Origin of the sequence: Kitasatospora sp. NPDC098652, assembly GCF_044760155.1 — a bacterium.
Taxonomy (GTDB): Bacteria; Actinomycetota; Actinomycetes; order Streptomycetales; family Streptomycetaceae; genus Kitasatospora.
Genome location: NZ_JBIWAQ010000030.1, coordinates 44363 through 57061, shown reverse-complemented (window position 1 = coordinate 57061; position 12699 = coordinate 44363). Strand labels below are relative to the sequence as shown.

Genomic DNA, 12699 nt, shown 5'->3' with positions numbered 1-12699 from the left:
CTCGTCGGCGGAGGCGGTGACGAGCAGCCAGGTGCCGTCCAGGCGGGCGGACGCGGCGGTCAGCGGCTTCCAGGTCGCCCGGTAGCGCCAGGAGTCGACCGTCGAGCGCTCCCGCCGGCGGCGGTGCCAGTCGGTCAGCGCGGGCAGCACCGGCGCGAGCGCGCCGCTGTCGATGCGCAGCCGGGCGGCCAGCGCCTCGACGTCGGCCTCCTCGACGGCGCTCCAGAACTCGCCGTCCTCCGGCTGCCCGCCGGGCCGGGGCGCGACGGCCCACAGGTGCTCGTGCTGGAAGGCGTAGGTGGGCAGCGGCACGGGGCGCCCGCCGGCGGTGCGGGCGGACCAGTCGGCCCGGCCGCCGCGGACGAAGGCCTCGGCGAGGGAGGTGAGGAAGCGGTCGGTGCCGCCCTTGTCGCGGCGCAGGGTGCCGACGGCGGTGGCGCGGTCGCCGCGGTCCTCGGCGGTGGCCTCGATCGCCATGGTGAGCACGGTGTGCGGGCTGACCTCGACGAACAGGCTGTGGCCCTGGGCCATGAGCTCGCGCACGGCCGGGTCGAAGCGGACCGGGTTGCGCAGGTTGCGGTACCAGTAGCCGGCGTCCATGGCGGTGGTGTCGAGCCGGTCGCCGGTGACGGTGGAGAAGAACGGCACCTCGGCGGCGCGCGGGCGCACGGGGGCGAGGTCGGCCAGGAGGTCGTCCCTGAGGAGTTCGACCTGGGCGGAGTGCGAGCCGTAGTCCACGCTGATCCGCCGGGCGCGCAGGCCCTCGGCCTCGAACTCGGCCATCAGCTCGTCGAGTTCACCGGCCGGGCCGGCGACGACGACGGTCCGCGGCCCGTTCACGGCGGCGACGGCGAGCCCGCCGGAGCGCGAGCGCAGCCGCTCCTCGGCCTCCTCGGCGGACAGCGGCACCGAGACCATCCCGCCGGAGCCCGCCAGGACACGGCCGATCAGGCGGCTGCGCAGGGCGGCCACCCGGGCGCCGTCCTCCAGGGAGAGCGCCCCGGCGACGACGGCGGCGGCGATCTCGCCCTGGGAGTGGCCCACCACGGCATCCGGGTGGATGCCGTGGGCGCGCCAGACCTCGGCGAGCGCCACCATGACGGCGAAGGTCGCGGGCTGGACGACGTCGACGCGGTCGAGGGCGGGCGCGCCCTCGACCTGGCGCAGCACGTCGAGCAGCGACCAGTCGACGTGCCCGGACAGGGCCGCCGCGCACTCGGCGATGCGCGCGGCGAACACCGGCGACTCGTCGAGCAGCTGGGCGCCCATGCCGGCCCACTGGGAGCCCTGGCCGGGGAAGACGAAGACGGTGCGGCCGCCGTCCTCGGCGAGGCCCTGGACGGCGTTGGGCGCGGACGCGCCGGCGGCGAGCGCGGCGAGGCCCGCACGCAGTTCGGCGGCGTCGGCGCCGAGCACGACGGCGCGGTGTTCGAAGAGCGCGCGGGTGGTCAGCAGGGTGTGGGCGACGTCGTGCGGGCGCAGGTCCGGCTCGGCGTCGAGGTGGTCGGCCAGGCGCGCGGCCTGGGCCTGCAGGGCGGCGGGGGTGCGGGCGGAGAGCAACCACGGCAGGACGCCGTCCGACGCCTCGGCGGTCTCCGTCGGGAGCGCGGCCGGCGCCTCCTCCAGCACGACGTGGGCGTTGGTGCCGCTGATGCCGAAGGAGGAGACCGCACAGCGGCGGATCCGCTCGCCGGCCGGCCACGGTGTGGCCTCGTCCAGCAGGGCCACGGTGCCGGGTGTCCAGTCGATGTGCGAGGACGGCTCGCCGGCGTGCAGGGTGGCCGGGAGCACGCCGTGGCGCAGCGCCTGGACCATCTTGATCACTCCGGCGACGCCCGCCGCCGACTGGGTGTGGCCGATGTTGGACTTGAGCGAGCCGAGCCGCAGCGGGCGCCGTGGGTCGCGGTCGCGCCCGTAGGCGGCCTGGAGGGCCTGGGCCTCGATCGGGTCGCCGAGGGCGGTGCCGGTGCCGTGCGCCTCGACGGCGTCGACGTCGTCGGGGGTGAGGCCCGCGTTGTGCAGGGCCTGGCGGATGACGCGCTGCTGGGACGGCCCGTTCGGCGCGGTGAGCCCGTTGGAGGCGCCGTCCTGGTTGATCGCGGAGCCGCGGATGACGGCGAGCACCTGGTGGCCGTTGCGCTCGGCGTCGGAGAGCCGCTCCAGGACGACGACGCCGACGCCTTCGGCGAGGGTCATGCCGTCGGCGGCCTCGGAGAAGGCCTTGCAGCGGCCGTCGGCGGCGAGGGCGCGCTGGCGGCTGAAGGCGATGAAGGCGTTGGGGTTGGTCATGACGGTGGCGCCGCCGGCGAGCGCGAGGGAGCTCTCGCCGCCGCGCAGCGACTGGCAGGCCAGGTGCAGCGCGACGAGCGACGAGGAGCACGCGGTGTCGACCGTGACGGCCGGGCCCTCCAGGCCGAACAGGTAGGCCAGGCGCCCGGAGAGCACGCTCGGACTGGTGCCTGTGACGGCGTGCCCGGCGGAGCTGTCGTCCATGCCGAGCCCGTACTCCTGGTACGTGGACCCGATGAAGGTGCCGGTGGCGCTGCCGTGGACGGAGGTCGGGTCGATGCCCGCGGACTCCAGGGCCTCCCAGGTGGTCTCCAGCAGCAGGCGCTGCTGGGGGTCCATGGCGAGGGCCTCGCGCGGGGAGATGCCGAAGAACGCGGCGTCGAACTCGCCGGCCTCGTGCAGGAACCCGCCCTGGGTCGAGTACGTGCGGCCGGGGGTGTCCGGGTCGGGGTCGAAGAGGCCGGTGTCCCAGCCGCGGTTCTCCGGGAACTCGGAGATGGCGTCGGTGCCCTCGGCGACGAGCCGCCACAGCTGCTCGGGGTTCGCCGCGCCGCCGGGGAAGCGGCAGCCCATGCCGACGATCGCGATCGGCTCGTCCGGGTCGGCGGCGGCGACCGGGAGCGCCGTCGCGTCCTGCGGTGCGTCGAGCAGTTCGCCGCGCAGGAACGCGGCGAGCGCGACCGGCGTCGGGTGGTCGAAGGCCATGGTGCTGGGCAGCGGAAGGCCGGTCAGCGCGGCGAGGCGCTTGCGCAGCTCGACGGCGGTCAGCGAGTCGAACCCGGCGTCGCGGAAGGCCCGCTTCTCGGGCACGCCGTCGACCGAACCGTGGCCGAGGACGGCGGCGGCCTCCCGGCGCACCAGGTCGACGAGCAGGCGGTCGCGCTCGGCCTCGGCCAGGCCGCGCAGGCGGCCGACGAGGTCGGAGGCGGCCCCGGCATCGGCCGCGGCACTGCGGGCGAGGGCGCGGACCTCGGGCAGCTCGTCGAACAGGACGCTCGGCCGGGCGGCGGTGAAGACGGGGGCGTAGCGCTCCCAGTCGACGTCCGCGACGGTCACGGCGACGTCCTCGTGGACGATCGCGCGGCGCAACTCGGTGAGCGCGGTCTCCGGGGCGAGGAAGCGCAGGCCTTGGCGGCGCAGGCCGTCGGAGACGGCCTCGTGGGCGGCCATGCCGGCGCCGGCCCACGGGCCCCAGGCGATCGAGGTGGCGGTCAGGCCGCGGGCGCGACGGTTCTCGGCGAGGGCGTCGAGGTAGGCGTTGGCCGCGGCGTAGGCGCTCTGGCCGACGCTGCCCCAGATGCCGGCGACGGAGGAGAAGAGGACGAAGAAGTCCAGGTCGTGGTCGGTGAGGAGGGCGTCGAGGTGGGCGGCGCCCTGGAGCTTGGCGGCGGTGAGCGCGGCGACCTCGGCGACCGGGGTGTCCGCGAGCGGGGCAGCCTGGCCGACGCCGGCGGCGTGCACGACGCCGGTCAGCGGGTGTTCGGCCGGGACGGCGGCGAGGACGGCGGCGAGCGCGTCGCGGTCGGCGACGTCGCACGCGACGACGGCGGCGGAGGCGCCGAGTTCGGCGAGTTCGGCGACGAGTTCGGCGGCGCCGGGGGCGGCCGGCCCGCGGCGGCCGGTGAGCACGAGGTGCCGGGCGCCACTGCGGGCCAGCCAGCGGGCGACCTCGGCGCCGAGCGCGCCGGTGCCGCCGGTGACGAGGACGGTGCCCTCGGCGGTGAACTCCTCGGCGCGGGGCAGCTCGTCGACGGCGTGCCGCACCAGGCGGCGGCCGTAGGCGGCGCTGCCGCGCAAGGCGATCTGGTCCTCTCCCCCACGCCTACTGCTCGCGAGAACGCCGACGAGGCCCTGCACCGTCGGCGCGTCCAGCACCGGCGGCAGGTCGACCAGCCCGCCGGGCGCCTGCGGGCGCTCCAGGGCGGCGACCCGGCCCAGGCCCCACGCGGCGGCCTGGACGGGGTTGGTGAGCGGATCGGCGGGCCCGGTGGAGACGGCGCCGCGGGTGACGGTCCACAGCGGTGCGGCGGAGCGCAGGTCACCGAGGGCCTGGGCGAGGACGACGCCGAGCGCGACGCCCTCCGGCAGGCCGGGCCCGGGGACGGGCCGGTCGGCCAGCGGAACGAGCGACAGGATGCCGCTCAGCTGTCCGAAGTCCGCGATCCGGTTGGCGAGTTCACCGCGGTCGCGGGAGTCCTCGGCGAGCACCAGGCGCTCCAGGCGGGCGCCGTGGCCGCGCAGGGCGTCGAGGAGCTCGTCGTCGTCGACGGTGTCGGTGGTGACGACCAGCCAGGTGCCGTCCAGCACGGGCGCAGCCGCCGGGCGCACGGGCCGCCAGTGGACCCGGTAGCGAGCCGCGTCGAGCTGGGCCTTCTCGTGCCGGGTGCGGCGCCAGTCGGCGAGGGCGGGCAGGAGGGCGTAGAGGCCGGCGTGCTGTTCGTCGCGAAGGCCGAGCAGGCCGGCGAGTTCGGCGGCGCTGCCGCGCTCGACGGCGCCCCACAGCGCGGAGTCGGCGGGGTCGGCGGCCGACGGGTGGGCGGCGTCGGGCTCGGGTTCGGGCCAGTAGCGCTCGTGCTGGAACGCGTAGGTGGGCAGGCCGGTGCGGCGGGCGCCGGTGCCCGCGTACAGCGCGGCCCAGTCGAGGGCGTGGCCGCGCACGTGGAGCGCGGCCAGGGCGAGGGCGGCGGTCCGCTCCTCGGGGCGGTCGGCGCGCAGCAGCGGGACGACCGCCACGGAGGTCTCGCCGACGAGGACCTCCTCGGCGAGCGCGGACAGCACGCCGTCCGGGCCGAGTTCGAGGAAGGTGACGGCGCCGGCCGCGCGGGCGGCGCGGACGCCGTCGGCGAAGCGCACGGCCCGGCGCACGTGCTCGACCCAGTAGTCGGGTGAGCACAGCTCCGCCTCGGTGGCGAGCCCACCGGTGGTGTCGGAGACCAGCGGGATGGCCGGCGCGCGGAAGTCCAGCTCCGCGACGGTGCGCCGGAACTCCTCCAGCATCGGCTCCATCAGCGGCGAGTGGAAGGCGTGCGAGACGCGCAGCCGCTTGGTCCGCCGGCCCTCGGCCGCGAACTCTTCGGCGATGCTCAGGACTTCGTCCTCCAGGCCGGAGATCACCACGGCCCGCGGCCCGTTGACGGCCGCGACGGACACCCCGGACACCAGGCGCGGCAGCACCTCGTCCTCGGCGGCCTCGACGGAGACCATGGCGCCACCCTCGGGCAGCGCGTCCATGAGCCGGGCCCGGGCGGCGACGAGCGCGCAGGCGTCGGCCAGCGACAGCACCCCGGCGCAGTGCGCGGCGGCGATCTCTCCGACGGAGTGACCGAGCAGCACGTCGGCGCGCACGCCGAGCGAGGCGACCAGACGGAACAGGGCGACCTCGACGGCGAAGATCGCGGGCTGCGCCCAGCCGGTACGGTGCAGCGGCTCCTCGTCCTCGCCCCACAGCACGTCGCGCAGCGGGCGCTCCAGCCGGGGGCCGAACTCGCGCAGCACCTCGTCCAGCGCCTCGGCGAACACCGGGTAGCGCTTCGCGAGTTCGCGTCCGGTGCCGAGGCGCTGGGCGCCCTGGCCGGCGAACAGCACGGCGAGCTTGCCGGCGCCGGTCTCGCCCGCGACCAGTCCGGCGGCGGACTCGCCCGCGGCGAGGGCCTTCAGGGCGGCGAGGAGCTCGTCGAGGTCTCCGCCGACGGCGACGGCGCGGTGGTCGAAGCCGGAGCGGGTGGTGGCGAGCGAGAGGCCGAGGTCGGCCGGGTTCGCGGCCGGGTCCGCGGTGGCGAAGGCGCGCAGGCGTGCGGCCTGGTCGCGCAGCGCGGCCGGGCTGCGGCCGGCCAGCGGCCACAGCAGGACGGGTTCGGCGACGGCCGGAGCGGTGTTCCGGACGGCGACGGCGGGGGCCTGTTCGAGGATGACATGGGCGTTGGTGCCGCTGAAACCGAAGGAGGACACGCCGGCCCGGCGCGGCCGGCCGGTCTCCGGCCAGTCCGCCTCCTCGGTCAGCAGCTCCACCGCGCCCTCCTCCCAGTCCACGTGGGAGGACGGCTCGGCCGCGTGCAGGGTGCGGGGCACGACGCCGTGCCGCATCGCCAGCACCATCTTGATCACGCCCGCGACGCCCGCGGCTGCCTGGGTGTGGCCGAGGTTGGACTTCACCGAGCCGAGCAGCAGCGGGAGTTCGCGGTCCTGGCCGTAGGTCGCCAGCAAGGCCTGGGCCTCGATCGGGTCACCCAGAGAGGTGCCGGTGCCGTGTGCCTCGACGACGTCGACGTCCGCCGTCGCCAGCCCGGCGGTGGCCAGGGCCTGGCGGATCACGCGCTGCTGGGACGGCCCGTTGGGCGCGGTGAGCCCGTTGGAGGCCCCGTCCTGGTTGACGGCCGAGCCGCGCACGACGGCCAGCACCTCGTGCCCGTTGCGGCGCGCGTCGGACAGTCGCTCCAGGGCGATCACGCCGACGCCCTCGGACCAGCCGACGCCGTCGGCCCGGTCGGAGAAGGCCTTGCAGCGCCCGTCCGGGGCCAGGCCGCGCTGGCGGGAGAACTCGATCAGCGAGGTCGGGGTGGACATCACCGTCACGCCGCCGGCCAGTGCGAGCGTGCACTCTCCGGTGCGCAGGGCCTGCATGGCCCAGTGCATGGCGACGAGCGAGGACGAGCACGCGGTGTCGACGGTGACGGCCGGGCCCTCCAGGCCGAGCGCGTACGAGACGCGGCCGGAGGCGATGCTCGGCGAGGTGCCGCTGCCCTGGTGGCCCTCGAAGCGGCCGCCCGCGAGCAGCGCGGAGTAGTCGTTGTACATCACGCCGGCGAACACGCCGGTGCGGCTGCCGCGCAGCGACACCGGGTCGATGCCGGCCCGCTCGACCGCCTCCCAGCAGGCCTCCAGCAGCAGGCGCTGCTGGGCGTCGGTGGCCAGCGCCTCGCGCGGGCTCATGCCGAAGAAGCCCGGGTCGAAGTCGGCGGCCTCGTGCAGGAAGCCGCCGAAGCGGGTGTAGCTGGTGCCGAGGTGGTCCGGGTCCGGGTGGTAGAGCGCCTCGACGTCCCAGCCGCGGTCGGTGGGCAGGCCGGAGATCGCGTCGGTGCCCTCGCGCACCAGCCGCCAGAGGTCCTCGGGCGAGGCGACGCCGCCGGGGTAGCGGCAGCTCATGCCGACGATGACGATCGGGTCGTCGTCGGCCGCCGCCCGCACGGGGGCCGCGGCGGCGGGCGCCTGGGCGCCCGTCAGACCGTCCAGGACGTGGCCGGCGAGGGCGGTGACGGTCGGGTAGTCGAAGACGACGGTCGCGGAGGTGCGCAGCCCGGTGGCGGCGCTCAGACGGTTGCGCAGCTCGACGGCGGTGAGCGAGTCGAAGCCGAGGTCCTGGAACGGGCGGTGCGGGTCGACCTCGGCGGCGTCGGCGTGCCGCAGCACGGCCGCCACCTGGGCACGGACCAGGTCGACGACGGCCTCGGTGCGGGCGCGCCCGTCCAGCCCGGCGAGCCGCCGGGTGAGGGCGCCGGCCGCCTCGCCGGCGGCCACGGCGGCGCGCCGTGCGGGGGTGCGGATCAGGCCGCGCAGCAGCGGCGGCACCTCGCCCCGGGCGCGCAGCGCCGGGAGGTCGAGGCGGACGGGCAGCAGGACGGCTTCGGGGCGGGCGAGGGCGGCATCGAACAGCGCAGTGCCGTCGGCCTCGGAGAGCGCCGGGGTGCCGAGCCCGGCGAGCCGGTCGAGGTCCGCGTCACTGAGCCCTCCGGTCATTCCGCCGACGGGGGCCCAGGGGCCCCAGCCGAGTGAGAGTCCGGGCAGGCCGGCGGCGCGGCGGGTGCGCACGAGCGCGTCCGCGAAGGCGTTGCCCGCGGCGTAGTTGGCCTGCCCGGCCGCGCCGACGGTGCCGGAGAAGGACGAGAAGACGACGAACGCGGCGAGGTCGAGCGCCCGCGTGGCCTCGTGGAGGTGCCACAGGGCGTCGGCCTTGGGCCGCAGGACGGCGGCGAGCCGCTCGGGGGTGAGGTGTTCGACGACGCCGTCGTCGAGGACGCCCGCGGCGTGCACCACGGCGGTCAGCGGGTGACCGAGGGGCACGCCCGCGATCAGGCGTTCGACGGCGACGCGGTCGCTGAGGTCACACGCCTCGACGGCCACCTCGGCGCCCGCCGCGGTGAGCCGCGCGACCAGGTCGGCGGCGCCTTCGGCCGCGGCTCCTCGGCGGCTCGCGAGCACGAGGCGACGAACGCCGTGCTCGGCCACCAGGTGCCGGGCGAGGACGGCGCCGAGGCCGCCGGTGCCGCCGGTGATCAGGACGGTCCCGTCCGGGCTCCACGCCGCGCCGGTCCCGGCCACCGCGGCCGCGCGGGCCAGCCGGGCCGCCAGCACAGCGCCGCCGCGCACGGCCAGCTGCGGCTCGTCACCGCCGAGGGCCCGCTCGGGCAGCGGACCGCCGGCCGGATCCAGGTCGACCAGGCCGAACCGGCCCGGGTCCTCGGCCTGCGCGGAGCGCACCAGGCCCCACACGGCAGCCGCGGCCGGGTCGGTGACCTCGCCGTCCGCCGCCGTCGCGACGGCGCCGCGGGTCACGAAGACCAGCCGGCCGTCCGTGTCCGCCGCGAGCCACTCCTGGACCCGGGCCAACGCCAGGGCCGTCAGCGCGTGGGCCGAGCCGACCGGGTCGGCCGGGTCCCCCGCGAGCGGCACGAGCACCACCTCGGCCGACCCCTCGCCCGCCGACGGGAGGACGCCGAGCCCGAGCGGGTCCGCGTTCGGGACGGCCACCGAGGCGGGCGCCTGTCCACCGCCGCGCGGCCGGGACCAGCGCAGCTCGAACATCGCGTCCCGCACCGGCCCCGCGCCCGCCCCGGCGAGCGCCGGCAGCGGTCGCAGCAGCAACGAGCCGACCGAGACGACCGGGCCGCCCGCCGCGTCGGCGATCTCGACGGCGACCGAGTCGTCCCCGGTCGCGGACAGCCGCACCCGCACCACCGACGCACCCGCCGCGTGCAGACTGACGTCCTGCCAGGAGAACGGCACCCCGCCGAGCCCGAGGAACGCCGTCGCGTGCAGCGCCGCGTCCAGCAGCGCCGGGTGCATCCCGAACGCGCCCGCCTCGCCACTCGCGCCCTCGTCCAGCGCGACCTCGGCGAACACGTCCTCGCCGCGCCGCCAGGCCGCGCACAGCCCGCGGAACGCCGGGCCGTAGCGGAAGCCCGCGCCGACGAGGCGCTCGTCCAGGCCGTCCAGGTCCAGCGCCTCGGCGCCGGCCGGCGGCCACTGCGTGAACTCCTCTGCGGCGAAGCGCTGTTCACCCGCCGAGTCGCCCGGCGCGAGGATGCCGTCGGCGTGCTGCGTCCACGGGGCGTCCTCATCACCCTCGGGGCGGGCGTAGACGCCGACGGTGCGCCGCCCGCTCGTGTCGGCCCGTCCGGCCCACACCTGCACCTGCACGCCCCCCTGTTCGGGCAGCGGCAGGGGCGCGGTGAGCGTCAGCTCCTCGACGCGCTCGCAGCCGACCTCGTCGCCCGCACGCACGGCGAGTTCAAGGAAGGCCGTGCCGGGCAGCAGCACGGTTCCGTCGACGCCGTGGTCGGCCAGCCACGGGTGGGTGCGCAGCGAGAGCCGGCCGGTCAGCAGCAGGCCGTCGGTGTTGGCGAGGGAGACGGCGGCGGCGAGCAGCGGGTGGTTGGCCGAGCCGAGCCCGGCGGCGCGGACGTCGCCGGTGCGCGAGAGCGCGCTCTTCGGCCAGTAGCGCTTGCGCTGGAAGGCGTAGGTCGGCAGGTCGGCACGGCGGGCGCCGGTGCCCTCGAAGTAGGCGTCCCAGTGCACCGGGACCCCGCGCACGTGCAGGCCGGCGAGTGCCTCGGTGAGCGCCTCGGTCTCGTCGCGGCCGGGGCGCAGCGCGGCGAGGGCGCGGCGACCTTCGCCGGCCGGCTCGTCGAGGGCTCCCTGGGCGAGCGCGGCAAGGGCGCCGTCCGGGCCGAGTTCGAGGAACAGCCCGGCGCCGTGCCCGCCGAGCCAGCCGACGGCGTCGGCGAAGCGGACGGCCTGGCGGGCCTGGTCGGCCCAGTAGTCGGCGGAGGTGAGCTGCTGGACGGTGGCGAGCGTGCCGGTGAGCGTCGAGACGAGCGGGATCGCGGGCGCCTGCGGGTCCAGCCCGGCGACGACGGCACGGAACTCGTCGAGCATCGGGTCCATGAGCGGCGAGTGGAAGGCGTGCGAGACGCGCAACCGCCGTACCTTGCGGCCGAGTTCGGCGAAGTGCGCGCCGACGGCACCGGCCGCTGCGGTCTCGCCCGCGACGACCACGCTCCGCGGCCCGTTGACGGCTGCCAGCGACACGCCGTCGCCGAGCAGCGGGAGGACCTCCTCCTCGCTCGCCTGCATCGCGACCATGGCGCCGCCGGCCGGCAGGGCCTGCATCAGGCGGGCCCGGGCGGCGACCAGGACGCACGCGTCGGCGAGGGTGAACACCCCGGCGACGTGCGCGGCGGCGATCTCGCCGACGGAGTGGCCGGCCAGGAAGTCCGGGCGCACGCCCCAGGACTCCAGCAGCCGGTACAGCGCGACCTCGACGGCGAACAGCGCGGGCTGCGCGCGACCGGTGCGGTTCAGGGCGTCCTCGTCGGCACCCCAGATCACCTCGCGCAGCGGCGCGCCCGGCCGGCCTTCGAGCTGGACGTCGAGCCGGGTGAGCACCTCGTCCAGCGCGGCGGCGAACACCGGGAAGCGGGCGGCGAGTTCGCGGCCCATGCCGAGGCGCTGCGAGCCCTGGCCGGCGAACAGGAAGGCGAGCTTGCCGCGCCCCTGGGTGGTGCCGAGCACCGCCCGGCCGTCGCCCTCGCCGTCCGCGAGCGCGGTGAGCGCCGCGACGGCCTCGGCGCGGCCGGCCGCGGTGACGACGGCGCGGTGCTCCAGGGCGGCGCGGGTGGTGGCGAGCGCGTGGGCGAGGTCGGCGTCGGAGCCCTCGGCGTCCGCCGCCAGGAAGACGACCAGCCGCCGGGCCTGGGCGCGCAGCGCCTCGGGGGTACGGCCGGAGACCAGCCAGGGCAGCGCCCCGGCCTCGACGGCCCCGGAGGCGGGCGCCTCCTCCGCAGCCGGGGCCTCCTCGATGATGGCGTGCGCGTTGGTGCCGCTGAGGCCGAAGGACGAGACGCCCGCCCGGCGCGGCTCGGCGCCCCGCGGCCACGGCGTCGCCTCGGTCAGCAGCCGGACGGCGCCGGACTCCCAGTCGACGTGCGTCGACGGCTCGTCCACGTGCAGGGTGCGGGGCAGCAGCTCGTGCCGCAGCGCCAGCACCGTCTTGATCACTCCGGCCATGCCCGCCGCGGCCTGGGTGTGGCTCAGGTTCGACTTCACCGAGCCGAGCAGCAGCGGGCGTTGCGGGTCCCGGCCGCGCCCGTAGGTGGCGAGCAGCGCCTGGGCCTCGACCGGGTCACCGAGGACGGTGCCGGTGCCGTGTGCCTCGACCGCGTCCACCTGGTCGGCGGAGAGCCGCGCGTTGCGCAGCGCCTGCTCGATGACGCGCTGCTGGGACGGCCCGTTGGGCGCGGTGAGCCCGTTGGAGGCGCCGTCCTGGTTGACGGCGGTGCCGCGCACGACGGCCAGCACCCGGTGCCCGTTGCGCCGGGCCACCGAAAGCCGCTCCAGGACGAGCACGCCCACGCCCTCGGCCCAACCGGTGCCGTCCGCGGCGTCGGCGAAGGAGCGGCAGCGACCGTCCGAGGCCAAGCCGCCCTGCCGGGCGAACTCGACGAAGGTCGTGGGGGTCGACATGACGGTCACGCCCGCGGCGAGCGCCATGCCGCACTCCCCCGCGCGTAGCGACTGGGCAGCCAGGTGGAGCGCGACGAGCGACGACGAGCACGCGGTGTCGACGGTGACGGCCGGGCCGACGGCGCCGAGGACGTAGGAGAGGCGGCCGGAGATCACGCTGGTCGCGTTGCCGGTCAGCACGAAGCCCTGGACGTCGTCGTCCGGCCCGGTGCGGTAGTCCTGCGGCATCGCACCGACGAAGACGCCGGTGCGGGTGCCGCGGACGCTGCTCGGGTCGATGCCTGCCCGTTCGACGGCCTCCCAGGACGCCTCCAGCAGGACGCGCTGCTGTGGGTCCATGGACAGCGCCTCACGCGGCGAGATGCCGAAGAAGCCCGGGTCGAAGTCGGCGGCGCCCTGCAGGAACCCGCCCCGGACGTCGACCGGCCCGGCCGCCGGGTCGAGCTCCCAGCCGCGGTCGGCGGGCAGGCCGGTGATGCCGTCCTCGCCGGCGACGAGCATCGCCCAGAGGTCCTCCGGAGACGCGACCCCGCCGGGGAAGCGGCAGCTCATTCCCACGATGGCGATCGGCTCCCGGGCGGCCGCCTCCAGCTCGTCCACCCGCTGCCGGGAGCGCTGGAGGTCCGCGCTGGCCCGCTTGAGGTAGTCCCGGAGCTTCTGTTCCTTGTCCAT

The 12699-nt window shown here is 76.9% G+C and carries 1 protein-coding gene (running past one end of the window); it reads right to left on the bottom strand.

What is annotated here, in order from left to right; all coding sequences use genetic code 11:
- Nucleotides 1-12699, bottom strand: partial view of a type I polyketide synthase gene (locus ACIQWA_RS37070; RefSeq protein WP_402490576.1) — the start only. Its footprint begins 15282 nt before the window's first position; 12699 of the gene's 27981 nt are visible here — the first part of the coding sequence; it begins with the start codon at nt 12697-12699; its stop codon lies beyond the left edge, outside the window.